We start from the raw sequence: 24,101 nt of genomic DNA, 5'->3' as shown, positions 1-24,101 counted from the left end.
TACAAATAACTTACGGAAAAGGATTACGCAAAAGATGCTTATTTTTGAAATAAATTATTTATGTATTGATTTTCAGTTATTTTTTAAGCCTGAAAGGGATAATTTCGATGAAAATTTAAAAGGAACTCCAACTATTTTGAATTCAATCAAAATAGCTGGAGTTATGTAATTCAAATTAATGTATCTATTTCTATTCTTCGTCGTCTTTCTCCTCCTGGTAAGCTTTCAGTAGTTCCTCCTGTACTTCTGTGGGTACTTTTTCATAACCGGAGAAGCTCATGTTGAAGGAGGCGCGCCCGCCCGTGATGGAACTCAATGCCGTGGAGTAACGTTGCATTTCTTTTAACGGTACTTTCGCCATTAGTTTCTGGAATCCGGCGTCGGCTTCCATACCCATGATGATGGCTCTACGGGTTTGGAGGTCGCCCATCACGTCGCCCATGTATTCATCGGGTACGAGGACTTCCACGTCGTAGATCGGTTCAAGGATTTTTGGGGCAGCCTGTTTGAACGCGGCACTGAAGGCGTTACGTCCGGCGAGTTTGAACGAGATTTCGTTTGAATCCACCGGGTGCATCTTGCCGTCGTACACGCTGACACGGATGTCGCGGGCGTATGACCCGGTAAGCGGACCTTCTTCCATTTTTTCCATGATACCTTTCAGGATGGCTGGCATGAAGCGGGCGTCAATTACGCCACCCACGATACAATTGTAGAACACCAATTTTCCACCCCATGGCAATTCAACCACTTCTGTGTCTTTCACGGAGATTTTGCTGTCGACACCGTTGATTTTGTACATGGTCGGGGCGGGCATTCCTTCGGTATAGGGTTCGATCACGAGATGTACTTCACCGAATTGCCCAGCACCACCCGATTGTTTCTTGTGGCGATAGTCCGCATAGGAGTATTTCGTGATGGTTTCACGATACGGTATTCTTGGCGGGTAGAATTCGATTTCCAGTTTATCGTTGTGTTCGATACGCCATTTCATCGTGTTCAGATGGAATTCTCCCTGACCGGATATAATCATTTGTTTCAGTTCCTTGGAATATTCCACGAGGAATGTCGGGTCTTCCTGGTGGATGCGTTGCAGCACTTCTGCCAGTTTTTCTTCATCACTCGTGTTAGCGGCTCTCACGGCTGTCCTGAAGCGAGGGTTCGGGTATTGAATCTGACCGAATTTGTAATGTACGTCTTTCTCGTTCAGCGTGTCGCCGTTATTCGTGTTTTTCAGTTTCACGGTGGCACCGATGTCCCCTGCCATCATTTCCGTTACTTTGGTACGGTTTTTACCTGCCACGGCGTATAGCGTGGAGATACGTTCTTTACTGTCGTTGGTGGCGTTATATAGGTCGTCGCCTTCATGTATAGTGCCGGAAGCTACTTTGAAGTAAATTACTTCTCCTAAGTGGGGTTCCACGGTCGTGTTGAACATATACAGGGAGGTTGCGCCTTTTTCGTCGTAAGGAACTTCTTGTCCGTCTTCCGTGATGGAAGGAGGCATACTGCCTGCACTCGGAGCCACGTTGATGACAAATTCCATGAAACGGCGTACGCACATATCTTTTTCTGCCGATACGCAGAACACGGGGAACATATCCCGTGCGATGAGCCCTTTGCGGATGCCGGCACGCATTTCGTCTTCGGAAAGACTGCCCTTCTCGAAGAATAATTCCATGAGTTGCTCGTCGTTCTCGGCGGCAGCCTCGATCAGGGCGTTATGTAGTTCGTGTGCTTTTTCTTCTTCTTCTTTCGGGATGGGGAGTACGTCCGGTTTTCCGCCTTCGGGCTTCCATTGGTACATTTCCATCTTCAATACGTCAATTACCCGGTTGAATCCGGTGCCCGGGTTCACGGGATATTGTACTTGTACGACTTTTGAACCGAACGCTGCTTTGGCTTGTTCCAGCGTGTGATCGAAATTCGCTTTCTCGTGATCTACCTGGTTGATAACGAAAATCAACGGTTTGTTGAGTCGTTTCGCGTGGCGTGCGATGATCTCGGTTCCTACCTCGACACCTCTAACGGCATTGAGTACCATTATACCCGTGTCGACCACGTTCAGCGCAGAGATAACTCCTCCGACAAAATCGTCTGCACCCGGGGTGTCTATGAAGTTGAGCTTGTGCTCTTTCCACTCCGTGTATAGTACAGCCGGGAATACTGATGATCCGTATTCCTGTTCTACCGGTCGGTAGTCGGATGAAGTGTTTTTTGCACTAATGCTACCTCTGCGCGGGATGACCCCGCCCTCGTACATCATAGATTCCGCCAACGTGGTTTTGCCAGACCCGGCACTACCCACTAGCGCGATGTTTTTAATTTCGTTAGGTTTATAGGTCTTCATTATAATACAGTTTAGTTAATAACGTATATAACTGTTCAAATAATTCGAGGGTTACAAATTAGTGAAGATTTTATTAAAAAGCAATAGTAAATGTCATTCTTGCTAAAAATAATTGCCAGCGATGGGAATGGTCTGCTTTTTGTATATATTTGAACTGAATTTTAATTTGAATGATTTATGACAGGAAACGCTTTAATTTGGATTATATTTATTGGGTTTGCAATCTTGAGTTGGTTAATAAGCCGCCAGTTGCAAGTCCGTTTCAAGAGATATTCGCAAATACCCACGGCTAACGGGATGACCGGGAGGGACGTGGTGGAGAAAATGTTGAGGGATAATGGTGTGCAGGGAGTGAAGATTGGTAGCGTGGAAGGACAACTGACAGACCATTACAACCCGACGGATAAGACGATTAATTTGAGTCATGAGGTATATTATGGTGCCAATGTGGCAGCTGCCGCCGTGGCAGCGCACGAGTGCGGTCATGCTTTGCAGCACGCGCAGGCTTATAGTATGTTAAAATTACGTTCGTCTTTGGTGCCGGTGGTGAGTTTTGCTTCCCGGTGGGTGCAATGGATTTTGTTAGGAGGTATTTTATTGGTAAATACGTTCCCTCAATTGCTGTTGGCGGGGATATGTTTGTTTGCCATGACGACTTTGTTTAGCTTTATCACATTGCCCGTGGAAATCGACGCCAGCCACAGGGCGTTGGCTTGGTTGCGGAACTCCGGAATCACGACGTACGAGTCACAAGAGAAAGCCCAAGATGCTCTGAAATGGGCGGCATATACTTACGTGATAGCGGCTCTTGGTTCTTTGGCAACCTTATTATATTATATCATGATTTATATGGGGAGAAGAGATTAAAATTTTATTTAATCAGATATAAAAATGGAGGGGAGCAAAATGCTTCCCTCCATTTTTTATATTTGGTATCGTTACTTGAACGTTTCTTTGATTTTGTCGACGTAATCGAGTTTTTCCCACGTGAATAGTTCAACTTCTATTTCCTTGGTTGGCCAGTAGTTTGAAGTAAATACTTTCTTCACGGTTTTTGGGGTACGTCCCATGTGCCCGTAGCTTGCCGTTTCTTGGTAGATCGGGTGGCGGAGTTTCAGGCGTTCCTCGATGGCTTTTGGGCGAAGGTCGAAGATTTGGGAGATTTTTTCGGCAATGGCGGAATCACTCAAGTTTACTTTCGCTGTGCCGTAGGTGTTCACGAATATTCCCACGGGACGGGCGATGCCGATAGCGTAGGATACTTGTATCAATATTTCGTCGGCAATTCCTGCCGCAACCATGTTTTTGGCTATGTGGCGGGCTGCGTAAGCGGCAGAACGGTCTACTTTCGAGGGATCTTTGCCGGAGAATGCTCCACCCCCGTGTGCGCCTTTGCCCCCGTAGGTATCAACGATGATTTTTCTTCCGGTAAGTCCGGTATCCCCGTGAGGACCGCCGATCACGAATTTGCCCGTGGGGTTCACGTGCAGGATGAGGTTTTCGTCGAACAGGGCTTGCACGCGTTCGGGAAGCAGGCGTTTCACTCGCGGCAGCAAAATATTGATGATGTCCCAGCGGATTTGATCCACCATTTGGGCATCCGCCTCGAATTGTGCTTCCGGTGAGGCTTCTTTGGCACGTACGAATTCGTCGTGTTGCGTGGAGATCACTATCGTGTGGATACGGGCGGGTTTGTTGTCGTCGCCATATTCGATGGTTACCTGTGATTTCGAGTCCGGGCGCAAATAGGTCATTTCCTGTCCCTCTTTACGGATTTGCGCAAGCTCGAACAATAGCAAGTGTGATAATTCGAGGGCTAACGGCATATAGTTGTCCGTTTCGTTGCAAGCGTAACCGAACATCATGCCTTGATCTCCGGCTCCCTGTTCCATGGGGTCTTCACGAACCACGCCCCGGTTGATGTCGGGGGATTGTTCATGGATGGCGCTAAACACGCCGCAACTGTTACCGTCGAACATATATTCGCTCTTGGTGTAACCGATGCGGTTGATGACGTCACGGGCGATTTGTTGCACGTCGACGTAGGTTTTTGTCTTGATTTCTCCCGCGATGACGGTTTGCCCGGTGGTTACCAGCGTTTCGCAGGCAACTTTGGCGTCCGGGTCGAACGCGATGATTTTGTCTAGTACGGCATCCGAAATTTGGTCTGCCACTTTGTCCGGATGTCCTTCCGATACGGATTCAGATGTAAATAAGTATCCCATAAATTAATTGAAAATTGAAAATTGAAAATTGAAAATGTAATTGAACAAATTCAATAGTCAATGATTAATTAATATTACAGGAAAGTACATGGATGGTTGAATTCAGAATTATACTGCGGTTTAGCACTTTTTTTCCGTGGTTGCAATCAGCCAAATCTTTCCACTTTTGTCGGGTGCAAAGGTAATTATTTTCTCTATGAAATGAAACATTCAAAGAGGAAATGAGTATTTTTACTGAAAATGAACAGTTATGAAACACGAACATTCACACGAAGGACATTCACATTCAGGTCATAATCACTCCCACGGGGAAAGTACGACGAATTTAGGGATTGCTTTTTTCTTGAATCTGGGATTTGCGATTATTGAGATTATAGGTGGGTTGTGGACAAATTCGGTGGCAATTATATCGGATGCCGTGCATGATTTCGGCGATGCATTTTCTATCGGGGTGTCTTTTTTTCTGGAACGCTTTTCGGAGAAGAAGAGAACCCGGACGTTTACTTACGGGTACAAGCGATTTTCGACTTTGGGAGCGTTGATTAATTCGATCGTGTTGTTGGTGGGGTCTATTTTTGTTTTCATGGAAACGATACCCCGGTTGTTTCATCCCGCCGAGGTGAATTATTCGGGTATGATGTGGCTGGCTATTGCCGGGTTGGCGGTGAATGGTTTCGCGGCGTTGCGGCTGATGAAAGGGAATTCTATTAGCCAGCGTGCCGTGATGTTGCATTTGCTGGAAGATGTGCTGGGGTGGTTGGCGGTGCTGATCGGTAGCATGATTATTCGTTACACGGGATGGTATTTTATCGATCCGCTGCTATCCGTGTGTATCGGTATTTTTATCTTGACGAACGTGTGTCGCAACCTGTACGCTATTTTCCGAATTCTTTTGCAGGCAGCGCCGGAACATATGCCGGAAGATAAAGTGAAAATAGTATTGCAAGAAGTGCCGGGAGTGAAAGAAGTACATGATTTGCACGTGTGGACGCTGGATGGGGAGAAGAATATCGCGTCGGCTCACCTGATCGTGGCGGATGATATTTCACGGGACGGGATGATTCGGGTAAAACATGATGCGGTGGATCGATTGAAAGATATTGGAATTGACCATTTGACCGTGGAAATCGAGTATGAATCCGAAGGATGTTACAGTTGTCCCGTGGAATGACAGACCGGGACATACAAATGAAAGTTTTTGTGATAGAGTGATTAATATGTGTATGGGTGTGTAAGAAAAATATTTTTCATTTTCTCGCATACTTACGCAAATATTTTAGAAAGTATTTCATATATTTGTGATGTCAATAATGATGATTTCTTTTGATAGATGAAGTTATGAATGACTCGAACATGGTAAATAAAGGTTCATTGCCGGGATTGAAAGAGAAACGGTACTTGCAAAAGAAGGCTATTATAGGCTTTCTTTACAGGATGGGCGAGTTGTCGAAACCGGAAATCTGTCGTTTGACGAACGTGACGACTCCCACGGTGAGCCGGATGATCGAGGAATTGATCGAGGAAGGGTGGGTAATTGACCGGGGATGCGGAAATTCTATCGGGGGAAAGCGTCCTCGTGTTTTTTCGTTGAATCCCGATGCGGCTTATATATTGGGAGTGGATGTCGGGCGTGAATTCTTGCGGATAGCGATATTCAATTTACAGAACGAGCCTATCGAGGGCATCTTGGAGTACCCGTCTATCTTGGAGAAACAAGATGACAATGCTACAATAAAGTACATAAAAGAGAGAATCGATGAGACAATCGAGAGGTTGGGCGTAAACCGTGCGAAAATTAAAATGTGCGGCGTGGCTCTTCCGGGATTGATTGACCGGGAGGGGAATACCTATACTTATTTGACTTATGAACGCCCGGGTGTGAAGGCTATTTTGGAAGAAACGCTGGGAATACCCGTGTTTATCGATAACGACTCGAACGTGATGGCAATGGCTGAACATACTTTCGGGGTGGCTAAAGATATAAACAATGTACTGTGTATTAGCGTAAACGAATGCATCGGTTTGGGAATGATATTGAACTCCAAACTGTATCGCGGGGGAAGCGGAATGGCGGGGGAATTCGGGCATATTCGTATATCCGGGCTGAATGCACCTTGCCATTGCGGGAAGATCGGATGTCTGGAAACGGTGTCTTCCGGTCGGGCGATCGAGAAAGTGGCGGGAAGGTCGTTGGCGTCCGTCATTCAATCTGCCCGGAAAGATGATATTTCCGCTATCGAGTTGTTGCACCAGGCGGGGGAGAAGCTGGGAGAAGGTATCTCCACGATGATCCATTTGTTCAACCCGGATATGGTGGTGATCGGCGGGGAGGTCGTGGAAGCGGGTGACTTGTTGATCGTTCCCGTGCAACAGGCGATTAATAAATACGCTTTAGCCCGAATGAGGAATCATTGCGAACTGGTGATGAGTAACCTAGGAGGTTATTCGGCGATACTGGGAACGTTGATGATTGTTATGGAACATTTGTATGATGATTCAGAAAGTGTTTATTCACTTTATTAACTGGTATATAAAAGGAGAAACAATATGGTGATTACAAAAAACTACATCGCGAAAGGGGAAGGGGCTGACAGGTTCGAGAAGATACCTGTTCAGATCTATGAAACGGCGGACGAGGCGGTGAAAGCCGTCGCCCGGGAAATTGTGGATTTGGTGCAAACCAGAGCTGCCAGCAGTGAGAAGTGTGTACTGGGTTTGGCGACGGGAGTTTCCCCGATCAAGCTATACCAGGAACTCGTGAGGATGCACCGGGAGGAAGGGGTGTCTTTCCGCAACGTGGTGACGTTCAACTTGGACGAGTATCTGCCGATGCCGAAGGAATCGGAGCAGAGTTACCACTATTTTATGCATCACCATTTGTTTGATCATATAGATATAGATCCTAAAAATATTCATATACCCGACGGGACGCTGGAAGGCGATGAGGAGATCGAGAAGTTCTGCGAGGATTACGAGAAGGCGATAGAGGCGGAGGGTGGAATTGATCTTCAAGTGTTGGGAATCGGTCGGACAGGACACATCGGTTTTAACGAACCGGGGTCTTTTATCACATCTGCCACGAGAAAGGTTTATTTGAACGACTTGACGATCAAGGATGCGATTAAGGATTTCGGGAGCCGGAATCTGGTGCCGACAAAAGCGATTACCATGGGAGTGGGGACGATCATGAAGGCAAGGCGGGTGATCCTGTTGGCCTGGGGAGAGAAGAAAGCCTCTATTATCAAAGCTACTGTCGAGGGACGGGCGTCGGACTCTGTGCCGGCAACCTTCTTGCAGATGCACCCGAATGTGCAATTCGTGATTGACGAGAGTGCGGCAACCGAGCTGACAAGAGCGGATTACCCGTGGCTGGTGAGTAAGGTGGATTGGGATAAGAAACTGATACGTAAGGCGGTTTTGCGTTTGTGTCAGAAATTGAATAAACCGATATTGAAAGTCGAGGATAAAGATTACCAGGAGAATGGTTTGAATGATCTGATCGAAATGTTCGGTTCGGCAAATAAGGTGAATATCGAGGTGTTCAACGATATGCAGCACACGATTTCCGGGTGGCCTGGAGGAAAACCGAATGCCGATGACTCTACCCGACCGGAAAGGGCGAATCCTTACCCGAAGCGGGTGTTGATTTTCAGTCCCCATCCGGATGATGACGTGATCTCCATGGGCGGTACGGAAGCCCGTTTGGTGGAACAGGGGCACGAGGTGCACGTGGCTTACCAGACGTCGGGAAGTATTGCCGTGTTTGACGATTATCTTTACCAGATGATAGATGTTGCTGATATGTTTTCTCGTAACTCGGGAGTGGAGAACGCGGGCTTTAAAAGGTTGAAGGAGAAAATCCTCCACCGGAAACCGGAGGAGAACGAGTCGTGGGAGATCTTATCGTACAAGGCGGCGTTGCGTTCGGCAGAAGCCTTGTCTGCTTGTCGGTTTATGGGTATTCCGGAAGAGAGAGTGCATTTCTTGAATATGCCTTTTTACGAAACAGGGTCGGTGAAAAAGAAACCACTGGAAAAGAAAGATATTGATATTATCGTGAAGTTGTTGCGTGAGATAAAACCTCACCAGATATATGCTGCCGGGGACTTGGCAGACCCACACGGGACACATGCCGTTTGCCTGGAGGCGATCATGCAGGCATTTGATGTCGTGTGTAAGGATGATTGGTTCAAGGATTGTTACGTGTGGTTGTACCGCGGGGCATGGCAGGAATGGGAAGTGGAGAAAGTGGATATGGCAGTGCCAGTGAGCCCATCAGAACTGATGATTAAGCGGGAAGCTATTTACAGGCATGGTTCTCAGAATAACGGTCCGGCATACCCGGGTGAAGATGCCCGGGAGTTTTGGCAGCGGGCGGAAGACCGTAATCGTAATACCGCGGATCTGTATAACAAGATCGGAATGGCGGAATACGAGGCGATGGAGGTCTTCGTACGCTACGAGCATGAAAAATAATATGTTGTGTTTTATATTTTTTTGCGGGAACGGGGTCTTACGGGATCCCGTTTCTTTTATCCCTTCCGTTCGATCTCTTTCAGGTTCTCCATTTTCTTTTTCCGGAGGAAACCTTGGATGTCCTCAAGGTGTTCGGTGACTTTTTTGTTGCCAAATTCGTAGACTTTTTCTACTAATCCGGTAAGGAAATCACGGTCGTGCGAAACGACGATGAGGGTTCCGTCGAAATCTTTCAGGGCACTCTTCAAGATGTCTTTCGTGCGTAAATCCAGATGATTGGTCGGCTCGTCAAGGATCAGGAGGTTGACCGGGGAAAGCAATAGTTTAATCATTGCCAGACGGGTACGTTCGCCACCGGAGAGGACTTTTACTTTTTTGTCTATGTCGTCACCGCTGAACATGAAGGCTCCGAGCATATCTTTTATCTTGTGCTTTAATTCCAGCGGGGTAACATCATCGATCGTTTGGAAGACAGTGAGATTTTCGTCCATCAGCGAGGCTTGGTTTTGGGCGAAGTAGCCGATTTTGACGTTGTAGCCCAAAGTTAGTTTTCCGGTATAGGGAATCTCTCCCATGATACATTTCACGAGGGTGGATTTTCCTTCCCCGTTCCGTCCCACGAAAGCAACTTTTTCGCCTTTCTCTATCGTGAAGCTGGCATCCCGGAATACGACGTGCCCGTCGTAATCTTTGGTAAGTTCTTCTGCCGAGACAGGATATTTCCCGGAGTTGGGAGAAGGCGGGAATTTCAATCTCAAAGCGGAAGTATCTTCCTCGTCTACTTCCAGTATCTCGAGTTTCTCCAACATCCTCACCCGGGACTGCACTTGCAGGGTTTTCGAGTAAGTGCCCTTGAATCGCTCGATAAATTCTTTGGTTTCGGCGATCATCTTTTGTTGCTCGTCGTATGCTTTTTGCTGTTGGATACGGCGGTCTTGGCGCAACACGAGGTATTGCGAGTAATTCACCTTGTAATCGTAGATGCGTCCCATGGTGACCTCGATGGTGCGGGTGGTGATGTTATCCACGAAAGCCCGGTCATGGGAGATCACGACAACCGCTTTCCCGTTGTTCACGAGAAAATCTTCCAACCATTGAATAGAATCGATGTCGAGGTGGTTGGTCGGCTCGTCCAGTAGCAACACGTCCGGGTTTTTAAGCAACATTTTTGCCAGCTCGATACGCATACGCCAGCCTCCGCTGAAATCGGAAGTCGGACGGTTGAAGTCTTCCCGTTGGAATCCCAAGCCCAGGAGTATTTTCTCGACATCCGCCTCGTAGTGTGTGGAGTCTATGCTGTAAAACTTCTCGCTCAAGGTGGACACGTCCTCGATCAGTTTATAATATTCAGGAGAATCATAATCGGTTCTCTCGGTTAGTTGTTGGTTTAAACGTTCAATTTCTTTTTCCATCTCGAAAAGATGGGCGAATGCCTGTGAGGTTTCATCAAAGACGGTACGCTCGTTTTGCGTCATCAAGTGTTGGGGCAGATAGGCGATCACCGTGTCTTTCGGGCAAGATACATTTCCCCGGTTGGGTTGTCTTTCCCCGGCAAGGACTTTCAGCAGGGTGGATTTCCCCGCCCCGTTTTTACCCATGAGGGCGATACGGTCTTTGTCGTTAATCACGAATGATATATCTTTAAAAAGTGCTCTGTCTCCAAATTCTACTGTTAATCCGTCTACTGAAATCATATAAATTGAAAATTGAAAGTTGAAAATTGAAAATGGATTCACCATTTCCAAATGGCGGTGCGAAGATAAAATAATTTGTTTATATTTGCGGTATAAATAAAATGCCATAAGGCAAATAATAATCATTTAATACATAAACACGATGGCAATTCTTTTATATCAATCGCAAGTGAGGGTATTGAACTTTGAATCTTTCAAAGGGAATGCTTGCTGTTGTTGCTGTCGATGTAGATAATTCCGAATTTAAAATTTAGAATGAATGGATTCGGTGATGCCGAGTCTGTGGGTGGGTAATTTGTTGGATACCGGTGTATGTAGCCGGAATCTGCAATCTTGAATCTATAAATCAAAAATCATAATCATGGTAAAGAAGAATATTCTTGAAACCATTGGCAATACGCCAATGGTGTGTATAAATAATTTATACGTGAAGCCGGGCGTGAATATTTACGCCAAGTTGGAAGGATTCAATCCGACGGGAAGTATTAAAGACCGGATCGCTTTGCAGATGATAGAGCAGGCAGAACGGGAAGGGCGTTTGACGCCCGGGAAGACGATTATTGAACCGACCTCCGGCAACACGGGGATCGGGTTGGCGATTATCGGTATCGTGAAGGGATATCCCGTGGAGATCGTGATGAGTGAAGCGGTTTCCGTGGAACGGAGGAAGATTATACGGTCGTACGGGGGGAAGGTGATACTGACTCCTGCCGCGGAGGGAACGGATGGAGCTATCCGGATGGCTCACAAGTTGGTCGAGGAAAATCCGAATAAGTATTTTATGCCCGACCAGTTTAGTAATGCCAGTAACTATCAAGCTCATTACGAGAACACGGCGATCGAGATATGGCAGCAGACGGAAGGTGAGATCGATTACCTGGTGTGTGCTCTCGGGACTTCGGGCACGATTATGGGGGTTTCCCGTTTTCTGAAAAGATGCAAGCCGGAGATAAAAGTCGTGTGCGCTCATCCCGTGAAAGGACATTATATACAAGGATTGAAGAATATGGACGAAGCGATTGTCCCGGCAATCTACGATCCTTCACGAATAGATATACAAGTGATGGTCGAGAGCGAGGAAGCGATTGCTATGGCACGGGAGATTATCGCCAAAGAGGGCATATTTGCCGGCATGAGTAGCGGGGCGGCTATGTTAGCGGCATTGAAGACGGCGGAGCGGATCGATGCCGGTAATATTGTGGTGATCTTCCCCGACCGGGCAGAAAAATACTTGAGTACCTCGATGTTCGATCATCTGGCAGATTATTGAATCTGCCGGATGACCTTGCACGGGTTGCCGACGGCAAGGCTGTCGGCGGGAATGGATTTCGTGACGATGCTTCCGGCACCGATCACCGTGTTGTCGCCGATAACGACACCGGGCAGGAGAATGGAACCTCCTCCTATCCAAACGTTATTGCCGATACGGACGGGGGCGGTCTGCGATTTGCAGAAAGGGAAACGGGTGCCCGATGCTTGCCCGAAGCGTTCGGAGGCTTTCAGGGGGTGAAACACGGTGAATATTTGAACGTTGGGACCGATGAGCGTGTTGTCGCCGATCGTGATCGTGTTGCAATCCAGGAAGGTGCAATTCAGGTTGATCTCGCAGTTGTTGCCGATGTGTATATTTTCCCCGTAATCTACGTGGATGGGGGCTGCTATCCACACGTTTTCTCCCCGGGAGCCTAAAAGTTCGGATAATATTTTGTCGAGGACCTCCGGTTGGTCTGTCGGAGCTTGGTTGTATAGGCGTGTCAATTCCTTCGCCCTGTGCCAGCGAGAGATCAATTCCTTGTCCCCGCAATCGTAGATTTCCCCGGCAAGCATTTTTTCTTTTTCAGATTTTATCATATTTGGCGTTCTTTTTGCTTTCTTGTTTAACAAAGTTAAGAATAAAATAGTGTGAACGTAAACAAAACGATGAGAAACATCGTAAAAGGTAGTTACGAATAAAATTGTAAATTGTTATGCAGGTATCAGATATAGGATTGATAGGTTTGGCGGTGATGGGTGAAAATCTTGCGTTGAACTTGGAGGATAAAGGTTACACGGTTTCGGTTTACAACCGGGTACATCCCAACCGGGAGAGCGTCGTGACCCGTTTCATTGAAGGACGGGGCAAGGGAAAACGTTTTCGTGGCACCTATACAATAGAGGAATTTGTAGAATCGGTGCGTCTGCCCCGGAAGATCATGTTGATGGTCAAGGCAGGCGATCCCGTGGATGAGTTGATCGGACAGCTGGAGCCTTGGCTCTCGCCCGGGGACGTGATTATCGATGGGGGAAACTCCGATTATCACGACACGGAACGCCGGGTGAAGATGTTGGAAGAGAAAGGACTGTACTTCATCGGGGTGGGTATTTCGGGAGGAGAGGAAGGTGCATTGCACGGACCTTCCATCATGCCGGGAGGTTCCGAGATGGCTTGGTCTTTGGTAAAAGATATACTTCAATCGATTGCCGCAAAACTGGACGACGGTTCGCCTTGCTGCGAATGGATCGGACCGGGTGGTGCCGGGCATTACGTGAAGATGGTGCACAACGGCATCGAGTACGGGGATATGCAGTTGATCGCCGAAACGTACTCGATACTGAAGAGAAGAACCGGGTTGGATAATGACGGGTTGGGCGACGTGTTCGAGCAATGGAACCGGGGGGAACTGAATAGTTTCCTGATAGAGATTACTTCCCGCATTCTACACTATAAGGAGGAGAACGGAAATTATCTTCTGGATCATATTCTGGATGTAGCCGGGCAGAAGGGAACGGGTAAATGGAGTGTCATCGCTTCATTGGACGAGGGAGATCCCTTGACGTTGGTATCCGAGGCGGTATTTGCCCGCTTTATGTCGGCTTTAGTGGAGGAACGGGAACGGGCTTCCAAGCAATACCCCTCTGGACGGGTGGGGGATATGAAGACGAATATGCCTTTGAACAACGAGGGCATTGAGGCTGTGCGGGATGCTTTGTATGCGGCGAAGTTGATTTCTTACGCGCAGGGTTTCTCCTTGATGCGCCGGGCTTCCGACCGCAACGGGTGGAATCTGGATCTCGGGACGATAGCCAAGATCTGGAGGAAGGGGTGTATCATTCGTTCCGTGTTTCTGGAACGGATTACCCGGGCGTTCAGTAAGAACAGTTCTTTGGAAAATCTTTTGTTTGACGCCTTTTTCCACGAGAAAATGGAAGATGCGCTTTCCGCCTTGCGGGGCGTCATTGTCGATTGCGTGTTCAACGGGATTGCGGCTCCTTGTTTCTTCGCGGCGTTGAGTTATTTCGACAATATGCGTACGCTGGATTCCCCTGCTAACATGATTCAAGCGCAACGGGATTATTTCGGGGCGCATACTTACGAGCGGACGGACTCGGAGCGGGGCAAGTTCTTCCACACGGATTGGACGGGAGAGGGAGGAAAAACAGTTTCAGGTACTTATAACGTGTAAAAGGATATGAATAGACCGGAGGATCAGGTATTGGTTATTTTCGGGGCATCGGGCGATCTGACAAAACGGATGCTGATGCCCTCGCTATACGAGCTTCACGTGCGACAGATGTTGCCGGAGCATTTTATTATTCTCGGGACATCGCGTACCCCGATGAGCGACGATGAATTTCGCTTGTCTATATGCGTGATGTTGCAAGAATTGAAGGGAGAGGATAATTTGAAGGGGGATGAGGTCGACCGTTTCATGCAGAATGTGTATTACCAGCCCTTCGACCCGGAAAATGGGGCGGACGAGTTGGGCGAACGGGTGATGCTTCTCATGGAAGAGAACGCGATTCCCATGAAGGTGGTCTATTATTTGGCTACTCCGCCGACTTCGCAACAGGCGATTACAAAATACCTGGGGCGGAGTTGCCTGTTTCAGGTAAAGGAGAAAGGGGGCTGGCACCGTATCGTGGTGGAGAAACCTTTCGGGATTAATTTGGCAACGGCTCGGAATTTGAACGAATCTCTGCTGGAAGTATTCTGCGAGAGCGAGATTTACCGGATTGACCATTTTCTGGGAAAAGAAACGGTGCAGAATATCTTGGTATTGCGTTTTGCCAACCAGATATTCGAGTCGCTTTGGAACCGGAATTATATAGATTACGTGGAGATATATGCCCTCGAATCTTTGGGTATCGAGAAGCGCGGGAAATATTACGAAACGGCAGGAGCGCTGCGGGATATGGTGCAAAATCACTTGATGCAGTTGCTGGCATTCGTGGCGATGGAAGCACCCGCGACGATCGAGCCGGAGGTGATACGCGACGAAACGGCAAAAGTGTTGCGTTCCTTACGGCTATGGACGGGTGAAGATATTGCCCGGAATGTCATACGTGCACAATACGAGGGGGGAGAGGTAAAAGGACAGGCAGTTCCCGGATACTTGGAGGAAAAAGATGTCGCCCCGAACTCGGACAGGGAAACTTATGTCGCTCTGAAGGTCTTTATCGATAACTGGCGCTGGAGCAACGTGCCTTTCTATATTTACACGGGAAAACGCTTGAAAGACAAACGGTCGGGAGTCGTAATCCATTTCAAGTCGACCCCGCACAAGTTGTTCGAGGGACAATGCCAGGGAACTTCCTGCAACCAGTTGATTATCCGGATGACACCGGACGAGGGCGTGATGCTGAAATTCGGGTTGAAAATGCCGGGCGGAGGTTTTAAAGTACAGCAGGTGGGGATGGATTTCCTGTACGCTTCGCTGTGTAATAATTATTTGCCGGGGGCTTACGAGCGGTTGTTGCTCGATGCCATGCAAGGGGATTCCATGCTTTATACCCGGAATGATGCGTTGGAGGCAAGTTGGCGTTTTATAGACCCCATCGTGAATTATTGGCGGGAGCATCCGGGCGACCATTTGTTGCGTTATACTGCCGGAAGTGAAGGACCGGATCTGACCGGACGGTGGGATGTCTTGCCGCCCGTGTCGAGTGAAGAGAAAAATGTTTGTTGGTTATGATGATAGATGAATGTACGGGATTGGTGTTGGAAGGCGGTGGTATGAGAGGTGTCTTTACTGCCGGAGTTTTGGATTGGCTGATGGATAACGGGATGTATTTCCCTTACTCGATAGGTGTTTCCGCCGGGGCGTGTAACGGGCTTTCGTATGTTTCCCGGCAACGGGGAAGGGCGAAAACCTGCAATATAGATTTGCTGGACAAGTACCATTATATCGGGGTAAAGTATTTTTTCACGAAACGGAGTATCATGGATTTCGATCTGATATTTGATGAATTCCCGACTCGTATTATCCCTTATGATTACAAGACTTATTTTACCTCGCCGGCACGTTTTGTTATGGTCACGAGCAATTGCCGGACGGGTGAGGCGAATTATTTCGAGGAGAAGAAAGACCCTGTACGTTTGTTGAACATTTGCCGGGCGTCGTGCAGCCTGCCTTTCGTGTGTCCGATTACTCACGTGGACGGGGAACCGATGCTCGACGGGGGGATTTGTGACGCAATACCTATTCGTAAGGCTATCGCAGATGGTTTTTCCCGCAACGTGGTGGTTCTGACCCGTAATAAAGGATACCGGAAGGATGAGTCGAAAAAGTCCATCCCCTGGTTCATGTACCGCCGCTATCCGGCTATGCGGAAAAGTTTGAAAACGAAAAATAAACATTATAACGAGACACTTGATTACGTGGAACGTTTGGAGGAAGAAGGAAAAGTGATCGTCATCCGACCGGAGAAAGTGCTCGAGGTCGACCGCATTGAACGGGACGTGGAGAAACTGACCGATTTGTATAATCAAGGATACGAGTGTGCTAAACGAGCATTAAGCAGTTATTTATGATATTATGGAAGAATTGACGTTGACAACCCCTTCGATATTATTTTCGGCTATTTCGTTGATTATGCTGGCGTACACGAATCGTTTTCTGGCTTATGCCCAAGTGATTCGTAATCTGAAAGGAGAGCACGAGAGCCGCCCGAATGCCATGACAAAATTGCAGATCGATAATTTGCGGAAAAGGCTTTACATGGCACGGTCGATGCAGATATACGGGGTAATGAGCCTGTTGCTTTGCGTGGTATGCACTCTTTTTATTTATATCGGGTTACAAACCGTGGCGGTTTATACTTTCGGGTTGGCATTGTTGCTTTTGGTGATTTCCCTGGGTATCTCTGTGAAAGAAATCTTGATTTCCGTCAAGGCTTTGGAGTACAGGTTGGACAACGTGTTGCCGGAAGAGGGGAAGAAAGGTCATTAATTTTAGGAAACGACACCTTGAACACGGTGGAACTTCACGTTGATTCGGGTATTACTGCGTATGACTGTCTTTTTTTGACCCAGATCAATCATTCCTGTCATGTAATTCTGTATTTTTACGACGAAATTGGAGAATATGATAAAAGCAGTTTTTTTTGATATTGACGGGACTTTGGTGAGTTTTGATACTCATCGGATTCCAGAGTCCGCGGAGAAAGCAATTGTTGCCTTGAGGGCGAAAGGTATTAAGGTTTTTATCGCGAGCGGAAGACATTTGTTGTCAATTAATAATTTAGGAGATTTGCAATTTGACGGCTATATTACCTTGAACGGGGGCTATTGTATAGCCGGCAAAGATCAAGTGATTTATAAAAATAGTATGTCCGCTGAAGATATTGCTTCTCTCGTGCAGTATATGGAAAAACAAGAGAGTTTCCCTTGTATTTTCGTGCATGAGCACGAGTTGTATTTGAATTTTCATAACGAACAATCCCGAGAAGTATTCCGGATGCTGAATTTCCCGGAACCTCCGGTAGCGTCTTTGCGAAAAGCGAGCGAGGGGGAAACTTTTCAGCTAGTAGCCTTTTTCACGAAGGAACAGGAGAAAGCGATAATGTCGGCAATGCCCCATAGTGAAGCGACTCGGTGGAATCCCCTTTTTACTGATGTTATCCCGCAAGGTAGTAGCAAGCGGGTTGGGATAGATAAGATGTTGGAGTATTTCGGGATTGCCCTGGACGAGAGTATGGCGTTCGGTGACGGGGGGAACGATATTACGATGTTGCAACACGTGGGGATAGGTGTCGCTATGGGAAATGCCGAAGATGAGGTGAAGCGAGTTGCCGATCACGTGACTTCGTCTGTTGACGATGACGGCGTGATGAACGCTTTGCGTCATTTCGGGGTGTTGTAATCCTTCCTTCGCGATTAATTGTGAACGTGATGGATCCGGATGCCGATTTGGTAGTCCGGATAATAATTCTTATTTTTGTTCCCAGAAACTAAAAAATTACACCAATGAAGATGTCTAAATAATTAAGTCGGTTGTAAAAACCGATATAAAGTCTCCGAACGGAGTGTCGGGTTTTATTAATTGTTTCATGTGCCAGCACGATCGCAAAGAGGTCGTCGAGAGCCGACTTTTAATTTAGAGATCATGTCCCTTTCCTTATAAAGTTTGTAGAGCCACAAGGTCTGTAATGTCAATAGACCCGGGAATGTTTTGCCCGTGGTTGATTCCTGTTTTTCGAGAGCACCATGTCGCTTTATGAACTTTACAAGCGTGAGGAACTTTGTCAGACTCGCTTGCCCGATAGATTGTTTTTCAAGTATTTAATTTCTTAACATTACATTTTATGAGTGATATAGTCGTAAAACAAATAACTTATATTCACCCGAACAGGGAGTTTTTGTTTCAAAATATCAATTTCACGCTTGGGGCTGGAGAGAAAGTATCGTTGGTCGGGAATAACGGTTCCGGGAAATCTACGCTTTTGAAAATCATGGCGGGACAGCTGGAACCTTCCGGCGGAGAGGTGATTTGTGATGCTATCCCCTATTATATCCCGCAACATTTGGGACAGTACAATCATTTAACGGTGGCTGGGGCTTTGCGGGTGGAAGAAAAAATAGATGCATTGCATGCGATATTGAGAGGTGAAGTGGATGAATCCTATTTCACCACGCTTGGTGATGACTGGCAAGTAGAGGAAAGGTGTCGGGCGGCATTGGATAGCTGGGAATTGAAGCACGTGGAATTGACTTCAAGCATGGAATTATTGAGTGGCGGGGAGAAAACACGGATTTTTCTTGCCGGGCTCGATATTCATACGCCTTCCGTGGTGTTGTTGGATGAACCGACCAATCATTTGGATCGTTGGAGTCGGGAGAAATTGTATGACCTGATTTGTAGGGGAAGTGCCACGGTTTTGGTGGTGAGTCATGATCGGACATTATTGAATTTATTGTCCCAGACGATGGAACTGAGTAGAATGGGAATAACTGTTTATGGCGGTAATTACGATTTTTGCAAGGAACAGAAAGAAGTTCGGGTTCAAGCATTACAAGAACGGATCGAGGATAAGCAAAAAGAATTACGGTTGGCGAAGAAGGTTGCCCGGGAAGCGGCTGAACGCCAACAAAAAAGAGAAGTGCGGGGAGAGAAACAGAGTTTACGCAAAGGGATTCCCCGTATTATGATGAACACTCTGAAGAACAGAGCGGAGAGCTGTTCCTCGAAATTGAAAGATGTACATGCGGAAAAGATCGGATCTATTGCGACTAGTCTTTCCGAAAATCGTGCGGCATTACCTGATCTGGGGCAGATGAAAGTGAATTTTAATCCGTCTGTGTTGCACGAGGGAAAGGTACTGGTTACGGCTCGTGACGTGAACTTCGGGTACACGGAGGGAATGCTGTGGGAACGACCTCTCGATTTCCAGATTAAAAGCGGTGAGCGGATAGCTTTGTGCGGGCGAAACGGTTCGGGGAAGACTACCTTGTTGCGTCTTTTATTAGGAAAATTGGAACCGACGAAAGGCGTGTTGACCCGGACGGACTTTAAGTACGTTTACCTTGACCAGGAATATTCCATGCTCCGGGCTGATCTTACCGTTTACGCGCAAGCGGAGCGCTACAACGTGAATAACCTGCCGGAACATGAATTGAAGATGAGGCTCAATCGCTTCCTGTTTTCTGCTTTGGCATGGGATAAACCGTGTGAACAGTTGAGTGGTGGTGAGCGGATGAGATTGATATTTTGTTGCCTGATGATAAGTAATAATACTCCCGACGTGTTCGTGCTGGATGAACCCACGAATAATCTGGATATTCAAAATATTGAAATCATGACCTCTACTATTCGGGATTACCGGGGTACCGTGATCGTTGTTTCCCACGACCAGCGATTTATGGAGGAGATAGGGGTAGAACGTTGTATTGATTTATCATCGAGTAGTTTTTTTGAAATCTTAGAATAGCATGTAATTTCCCGAGGCGGGAAGAGAAGCTTCTCGTGAAGAAGTACGTGTGTGGCTGATTTTGTTGGGAATGATAATTGAGGTAAAGTGGCACGTACTTCTCGGGATGCTTGTATGTTGTAACCGGATAGGGAGAATACCCGAGGAGGTAATACCTTAATCCGTATTTACTAGCGTATTACTTCCGGTGGAATAGTGTATAAAAAGTTTTAGGTAAGTTTTTAATTTCCTATAAGAACGCTATTTATATATAGGGTTCATATAGCGTTACTATAGGGTTTCTATAGCGTTTATGACGGAAATGATACGGAAGTGATACGAGATTAATATAGATTTAATATTTGATTAGGATGTGAATTCCAGGGGGGTATTACGAGCGTTGTTGATAGCAATATCCTTGTTCTCTTTTAATATTCTATTCATCGCTTCACCGATAATTTCGATACATCTTTCAATGGCTCTTTGTAAACGAATATCTCGACAAAATTCTTCAAACAACTTCGATTGCCCGTTAAAGAATGTTTCAAAACCATCAATCGCATTAAGTATAATCTTGCAGGTGTTTCTTAGTAAAGTTATCCATATATCAATGCTTTAGTTTGCTCGATATTTTCTTTCAAATAATGGTTACGAATAGCGTGTTCTTCCAGTAAATCAACTTTTCTCCCCAGAATATCTTCTAAAGCGTATTTCAAGTCAAAGAAATTGCTGAAGTAATCCGTTATTTGCGCCTTGTCGAAGTTGACGATAAAATCAATGTTTGCTCTTTTTGCAAAAAAAGTGAATGTTGATGAGAAAACCATAATGTTATGAGCAACTAATTCATTATTGAATCCAGTTTATCAGCCAATTTAATAATATCATCTTTCTTTGCTAATACCTCCAACCATTCAGAGGGAATAGTATCATAACCGTATATAATTCCTGCTAATCCTCCTGTAATCGCACCCACGGTATTTGCATCATCTCCTAAATTCACTGCTTTTAAAACAGCATTTTTATAACTAGTAGTATTGAAGATACACCACAAGCTGGCTTCCAATGTATCTATAACATATTCTGTAGAATGAATATCCTTCAATTCAATAGTTTTAAATTCTTCATAAGATAAGCCTGCTAACCTTTCAAAAGGAATGCCTTCTTCAATAAACATATCTCTTTTCAAGAGTTGTAATATTGTTTGCTGCATAGTTTGGTAGGCTTCCTCTACTGATTGGAGGTTGATATACTGTATGGCAAATTCACATAAGGCGATACAGGCTAAAATACTTCTTGGGTGCCTGTAGGTTAACGAGGAAATTTCTTTTATTATCCTAAATTTCTTTTCTTCCTCCATGTTAAGGATATAAGGTACTAGTGGAAGAATCCTCATGAGTGATCCGTCTCTGTTACCTCGTTTATTATTTATCCCTGCTATATGTGGAGATCCGTTATTCCTTAAATTTACAATGGTAAAATAATTTATATAGTTTATATCAAATGTTTCGTTAGCTGGTGTCCAATAGTCTTCATACATCCATTTCGTGAACTTGTTGATAATATCATTTAGGTCATAACCATTACAGAGGGATTCTGCCAGACAAAAGGATAAAGAAGTATTGTCAGACCATGTACCTGCTGGTACATTAAATTGCTCGAGTCCTTCCATTGCCGTGATTGGATTTTTTGCGACGACTTCTCTCGCTAAAAATTGAATCGGCAATCCCAAAGCATCACCTATGGCAGTCCCTAATAATATATCTTTGTTTAAGTTATTCATGTTCTATATGTTTATGAAGTCTGTTTGATGATATAAATATATATAAATCCCCTTATTTGTGATAGTTTTTTTAAGCAATATGTTTTTCTGAATCTTGAAATCTAAACATGGTGACTTTTCTTCTGAGTTGGCATATAATACCTAATCTTCCAAGTTGTCAACATGACAATGAATCAATACATTATTACATATATAAATATTTGATATTCTGATATATTTACTTTGTACTATCCTGTTCAACAAGTACCTTTGTACGTGTAAATGATTGCTCTGGTGTTCTTTCCTGAACTAGATATTCTTTTGTTTGTTAGAAAAATTTATTCTTATGAAATTACGTGAGAAAGGAAAAACCACCGATTCAGAATGGTTTGGTGTGGAACATTACCGTGTTTTTCATGAATGGATTTATTCAGGTATGTAAACATAGAGAGGTTAAAAATGTTATATCCTGATATTTTGGGAAGTCCCAAACCGAAGCTTGTCAAGAAAAGACAGCACAAATAAGCCAGTACCTCACAAGTGCTGGTTTTTTTATTTATACATAAAAAGGGATGACAAACCGAAGTCTATCATCCCCTCGCACCCAAGTTGACATACGCACGATGAATCAACGTAAAATCATATTAATAAAACATGATCATGAACAGACATTTTAAAATAATAATCAACCCTTTTGCATTACAATTTAATATAAGTATCTGTTGCCACGGTTGCGGCGATAGCTGTTCCTGCGGGAATTACTGCCTGTTTGCCTTTTAATAATAGAAATAGAGGACAAACAAATACGGCAAGTACAATTGAAAGGACTAGGTTGTTTTCACCTTCTTCAGACATATTGCCACCCGTTAACATAACATCCGTTCCATCCTTGGCTGTTACACTTTTAAGTTGGATTTGTATGGAAGCGCCTTTACCTACGCCTTTACGTTTCTCGAATCTTGAAACCTGCCCTTTAGCGATGGCGCCAAAAGGAATAACAACATTTTTATCAACACAGATCTCTTTTGTTACTTTGAAATCTATGATTTGTCCTGTCGTGATATTTTTTGTGTTAATTTCACTTAGAACTTCTAAAGGGATCAATGTCCCTGCTTTCAAGATAACTTCGTTATCCGCGAGGGTAAAAGAAAGATTTGTGAAAGCCAATATCATGATTGCGATAATTGGCTTGACAACGAATGATTTACTCAATAATGTTCTCATGGTTCAAAAATTTAGTTGATGGATTTATTATTCTGATACAGGGTTGATTGTATTTTTTGTAGTTTATGTTGATTGTAGCTTGAGGCACTTCTGCCGGAGCCAAATATATTACCGATATAGAAACTTAGGTTGAAAACACCCAGTAAAGTTGCTGTTCCATAATTTTTTTGTTTGATACTTGTAAACACGGCATATCCAAGTAATGAATTCATAACGAAAGAGGTTAGTGCACTTTTGGGGCGTTGGGTGTAAATATATCCAAGACCAGGAATTAATGATAATGACGAAGCTACCCAAGGCTTTTTCTTTTTTAAAGTAGCCGCTTCTTGAATAAGTTGAAAATTCTCTTTATCTCTCTTGAGTTTTGTATCAGAACTAGCCAATAAATTGAAATATTTATTCGCTTCATCCCAATTTTCTTGATATGCACTAAAAATTCCTTGCCAAGCATATTTTTGGGATATTATCGGATGAATATTGTTATCAGAGATTTCAGAAAGAAGTTTGTGTGCCATATCGTAATTCTCTACCGTCAAGAGAATATCTAACATTTCAAATTTTATTCTTGGAGAGTTTTTTATGGATTCGGGGAAATGGACCTCGTAATCGAATATGGCATTTTCTATTTGCCCCAAACCTTTATAGCAGATTAATTTGTTCGTGAATAATTGTGTCGTTAGTAGTCGCTTCTGAAATTGTGTTTTTTCGATTTCAATTAAAGCTTCTCGGTACATTTGTTTATTTATCAGATGATTAATGAATAATAATGTGCTATCAGGTTTCGCATCCCAGTCTGTATAAGAGTAATATTGTTTGTTATTGTGAATGTAAGTTCTAGGAATTTCTGCATACGGGGGAAAATCAAGTAGAAGTAATTGTCCTTTATTTAAAGTCAAATCATAACAATTGAAATCATGCCCACATCTAATGAGGCGATCTGCCATATACATCATCGCTTTGGGAAAATAACAATCTTCAAAAACAATTAATCCATATTGGGAACAAGAAGGGTACATAGCACAAGTACCGCTCCCTTCATCCCTATGTAGATACTTCTTGTAAATATTCACGTAATCAGATAAAGCTGACATTTCTGTTTGTGCGTGAAGAAATTGTGAATTTGTAACACAAACAATAATGATTAAAACATTCTTCAACAAGTGCATAATATTGCAATCTAATGTGACCTTGAAGATTCCCAGAAAGGT

The 24,101-nt window shown here is 45.0% G+C and carries 20 protein-coding genes; 11 read left to right on the top strand and 9 right to left on the bottom strand.

Annotation, left to right across the window (positions count from 1 at the left end; genetic code table 11):
- Positions 1 to 190: 190 nt before the first annotated feature.
- Complete coding sequence (locus BN8899_RS05155) at positions 191 to 2,350, bottom strand: elongation factor G (RefSeq protein ID WP_018339581.1); 2,160 nt, start codon at positions 2,348 to 2,350, stop codon at positions 191 to 193.
- A 177-nt stretch (positions 2,351 to 2,527) separates the two neighbouring features.
- Between BN8899_RS05155 and BN8899_RS05150 the strand changes: the two genes are divergently transcribed.
- Positions 2,528 to 3,217, top strand: coding sequence for a zinc metallopeptidase (locus BN8899_RS05150; RefSeq protein ID WP_018339582.1), 690 nt, complete (start codon positions 2,528 to 2,530; stop codon positions 3,215 to 3,217).
- 71 nt (positions 3,218 to 3,288) lie between these two features.
- Here BN8899_RS05150 and metK read toward each other — a convergent pair whose 3' ends face one another.
- On the bottom strand, positions 3,289 to 4,575 hold the full coding sequence (gene metK, locus BN8899_RS05145; protein ID WP_065218576.1) for a methionine adenosyltransferase: 1,287 nt from the start codon (positions 4,573 to 4,575) through the stop codon (positions 3,289 to 3,291).
- A 250-nt stretch (positions 4,576 to 4,825) separates the two neighbouring features.
- On the opposite strand from metK, the gene BN8899_RS05140 reads away from it, so the two are divergent.
- The 3 genes from BN8899_RS05140 to nagB all read left to right on the top strand — a co-directional run bounded on the left by BN8899_RS05140 (position 4,826) and on the right by nagB (position 9,051).
- The gene (locus BN8899_RS05140) at positions 4,826 to 5,746 is read left to right on the top strand and encodes a cation diffusion facilitator family transporter (RefSeq protein ID WP_018339584.1); all 921 of its coding nucleotides are present in this window, start codon (positions 4,826 to 4,828) and stop codon (positions 5,744 to 5,746) included.
- Between the two features lie 167 nt (positions 5,747 to 5,913).
- Complete coding sequence (locus BN8899_RS05135) at positions 5,914 to 7,098, top strand: ROK family transcriptional regulator (RefSeq protein ID WP_231932267.1); 1,185 nt, start codon at positions 5,914 to 5,916, stop codon at positions 7,096 to 7,098.
- Positions 7,099 to 7,122: 24 nt separating this feature from the next.
- A complete protein-coding gene (gene nagB / locus BN8899_RS05130) occupies positions 7,123 to 9,051 on the top strand; it encodes a glucosamine-6-phosphate deaminase (protein ID WP_065218575.1) in 1,929 nt (642 codons plus the stop codon).
- 56 nt (positions 9,052 to 9,107) lie between these two features.
- Here the strand turns inward: nagB and BN8899_RS05125 are convergent, their stop codons facing one another.
- Positions 9,108 to 10,745, bottom strand: coding sequence for an ABC-F family ATP-binding cassette domain-containing protein (locus tag BN8899_RS05125; protein ID WP_065218742.1), 1,638 nt, complete (start codon positions 10,743 to 10,745; stop codon positions 9,108 to 9,110).
- A 361-nt stretch (positions 10,746 to 11,106) separates the two neighbouring features.
- Between BN8899_RS05125 and BN8899_RS05120 the strand changes: the two genes are divergently transcribed.
- Complete coding sequence (locus BN8899_RS05120) at positions 11,107 to 12,015, top strand: PLP-dependent cysteine synthase family protein (protein ID WP_065218574.1); 909 nt, start codon at positions 11,107 to 11,109, stop codon at positions 12,013 to 12,015.
- Here BN8899_RS05120 and BN8899_RS05115 read toward each other — a convergent pair.
- Positions 12,009 to 12,593: a sugar O-acetyltransferase gene (locus BN8899_RS05115; protein ID WP_065218741.1), complete on the bottom strand. Its 585-nt coding sequence runs from the start codon at positions 12,591 to 12,593 to the stop codon at positions 12,009 to 12,011. The genes BN8899_RS05120 and BN8899_RS05115 overlap by 7 nt on opposite strands.
- A gap of 119 nt (positions 12,594 to 12,712) precedes the next feature.
- Here BN8899_RS05115 and gnd point away from each other — a divergent pair, with 119 nt between their 5' ends.
- From gnd to BN8899_RS05085, 6 genes are all read left to right on the top strand, one after another.
- Entirely contained in the window at positions 12,713 to 14,188 is a 1,476-nt protein-coding gene (gene gnd, locus BN8899_RS05110; protein ID WP_018339590.1) for a decarboxylating NADP(+)-dependent phosphogluconate dehydrogenase, read from the top strand.
- A gap of 6 nt (positions 14,189 to 14,194) precedes the next feature.
- Positions 14,195 to 15,697, top strand: a complete 1,503-nt coding sequence (gene zwf, locus BN8899_RS05105; protein WP_018339591.1) for a glucose-6-phosphate dehydrogenase — start codon at positions 14,195 to 14,197, stop codon at positions 15,695 to 15,697.
- Positions 15,694 to 16,536, top strand: a complete 843-nt coding sequence (locus tag BN8899_RS05100) for a patatin-like phospholipase family protein (protein WP_018339592.1) — start codon at positions 15,694 to 15,696, stop codon at positions 16,534 to 16,536. The genes zwf and BN8899_RS05100 overlap by 4 nt, the downstream gene beginning before the upstream one ends.
- Before the next feature lie 4 nt (positions 16,537 to 16,540).
- Positions 16,541 to 16,954: a DUF2721 domain-containing protein gene (locus BN8899_RS05095; RefSeq protein WP_018339593.1), complete on the top strand. Its 414-nt coding sequence runs from the start codon at positions 16,541 to 16,543 to the stop codon at positions 16,952 to 16,954.
- Positions 16,955 to 17,089: 135 nt separating this feature from the next.
- Complete coding sequence (locus BN8899_RS05090) at positions 17,090 to 17,866, top strand: Cof-type HAD-IIB family hydrolase (RefSeq protein ID WP_018339594.1); 777 nt, start codon at positions 17,090 to 17,092, stop codon at positions 17,864 to 17,866.
- A 442-nt stretch (positions 17,867 to 18,308) separates the two neighbouring features.
- The gene (locus BN8899_RS05085; RefSeq protein ID WP_065218573.1) at positions 18,309 to 19,931 is read left to right on the top strand and encodes an ATP-binding cassette domain-containing protein; all 1,623 of its coding nucleotides are present in this window, start codon (positions 18,309 to 18,311) and stop codon (positions 19,929 to 19,931) included.
- A gap of 345 nt (positions 19,932 to 20,276) precedes the next feature.
- Here BN8899_RS05085 and BN8899_RS21090 read toward each other — a convergent pair whose 3' ends face one another.
- From BN8899_RS21090 to yidD, 5 genes are all read right to left on the bottom strand, one after another.
- A complete protein-coding gene (locus tag BN8899_RS21090; RefSeq protein WP_231932266.1) occupies positions 20,277 to 20,429 on the bottom strand; it encodes a HepT-like ribonuclease domain-containing protein in 153 nt (50 codons plus the stop codon).
- Between the two features lie 77 nt (positions 20,430 to 20,506).
- On the bottom strand, positions 20,507 to 20,734 hold the full coding sequence (locus BN8899_RS05080; RefSeq protein WP_231932265.1) for a nucleotidyltransferase family protein: 228 nt from the start codon (positions 20,732 to 20,734) through the stop codon (positions 20,507 to 20,509).
- A 14-nt stretch (positions 20,735 to 20,748) separates the two neighbouring features.
- Positions 20,749 to 21,690 (bottom strand): ADP-ribosylglycohydrolase family protein, encoded by a 942-nt coding sequence (locus tag BN8899_RS05075; RefSeq protein ID WP_065218572.1) that lies wholly within the window; start codon positions 21,688 to 21,690, stop codon positions 20,749 to 20,751.
- Between the two features lie 678 nt (positions 21,691 to 22,368).
- Entirely contained in the window at positions 22,369 to 22,893 is a 525-nt protein-coding gene (locus BN8899_RS05070; protein ID WP_065218571.1) for a hypothetical protein, read from the bottom strand.
- 11 nt (positions 22,894 to 22,904) lie between these two features.
- Positions 22,905 to 24,059, bottom strand: a complete 1,155-nt coding sequence (gene yidD, locus BN8899_RS05065) for a membrane protein insertion efficiency factor YidD (protein ID WP_065218570.1) — start codon at positions 24,057 to 24,059, stop codon at positions 22,905 to 22,907.
- Positions 24,060 to 24,101: the final 42 nt, after the last annotated feature.

The organism is Butyricimonas sp. Marseille-P2440 (assembly GCF_900091675.1).
GTDB classification, from domain to species: Bacteria; Bacteroidota; Bacteroidia; order Bacteroidales; family Marinifilaceae; genus Butyricimonas; species Butyricimonas synergistica.
The sequence above is the reverse complement of the archived record's forward strand: the minus strand, read 5'-3'. Positions and strand labels throughout refer to the sequence as shown.

Excerpts from the sequence above, each read along its gene's own strand:
- BN8899_RS05095 (WP_018339593.1), top strand. The coding sequence starts at position 16,541 with ATGGAAGAATTGACGTTGACAACCCCTTCGATATTATTTTCGGCTATT.
- BN8899_RS05090 (WP_018339594.1), top strand. The coding sequence starts at position 17,090 with ATGATAAAAGCAGTTTTTTTTGATATTGACGGGACTTTGGTGAGTTTT.
- yidD (WP_065218570.1), bottom strand. The coding sequence starts at position 24,059 with ATGCACTTGTTGAAGAATGTTTTAATCATTATTGTTTGTGTTACAAAT.
- BN8899_RS05075 (WP_065218572.1), bottom strand. The coding sequence starts at position 21,690 with ATGAATAACTTAAACAAAGATATATTATTAGGGACTGCCATAGGTGAT.
- BN8899_RS05085 (WP_065218573.1), top strand. The coding sequence starts at position 18,309 with ATGAGTGATATAGTCGTAAAACAAATAACTTATATTCACCCGAACAGG.
- nagB (WP_065218575.1), top strand. The coding sequence starts at position 7,123 with ATGGTGATTACAAAAAACTACATCGCGAAAGGGGAAGGGGCTGACAGG.
- BN8899_RS05125 (WP_065218742.1), bottom strand. The coding sequence starts at position 10,745 with ATGATTTCAGTAGACGGATTAACAGTAGAATTTGGAGACAGAGCACTT.
- BN8899_RS05155 (WP_018339581.1), bottom strand. The coding sequence starts at position 2,350 with ATGAAGACCTATAAACCTAACGAAATTAAAAACATCGCGCTAGTGGGT.
- zwf (WP_018339591.1), top strand. The coding sequence starts at position 14,195 with ATGAATAGACCGGAGGATCAGGTATTGGTTATTTTCGGGGCATCGGGC.
- BN8899_RS05140 (WP_018339584.1), top strand. The coding sequence starts at position 4,826 with ATGAAACACGAACATTCACACGAAGGACATTCACATTCAGGTCATAAT.
- BN8899_RS05135 (WP_231932267.1), top strand. The coding sequence starts at position 5,914 with ATGAATGACTCGAACATGGTAAATAAAGGTTCATTGCCGGGATTGAAA.
- BN8899_RS05120 (WP_065218574.1), top strand. The coding sequence starts at position 11,107 with ATGGTAAAGAAGAATATTCTTGAAACCATTGGCAATACGCCAATGGTG.
- metK (WP_065218576.1), bottom strand. The coding sequence starts at position 4,575 with ATGGGATACTTATTTACATCTGAATCCGTATCGGAAGGACATCCGGAC.
- BN8899_RS05150 (WP_018339582.1), top strand. The coding sequence starts at position 2,528 with ATGACAGGAAACGCTTTAATTTGGATTATATTTATTGGGTTTGCAATC.
- BN8899_RS05080 (WP_231932265.1), bottom strand. The coding sequence starts at position 20,734 with ATGGTTTTCTCATCAACATTCACTTTTTTTGCAAAAAGAGCAAACATT.
- BN8899_RS05100 (WP_018339592.1), top strand. The coding sequence starts at position 15,694 with ATGATGATAGATGAATGTACGGGATTGGTGTTGGAAGGCGGTGGTATG.
- BN8899_RS05070 (WP_065218571.1), bottom strand. The coding sequence starts at position 22,893 with ATGAGAACATTATTGAGTAAATCATTCGTTGTCAAGCCAATTATCGCA.
- gnd (WP_018339590.1), top strand. The coding sequence starts at position 12,713 with ATGCAGGTATCAGATATAGGATTGATAGGTTTGGCGGTGATGGGTGAA.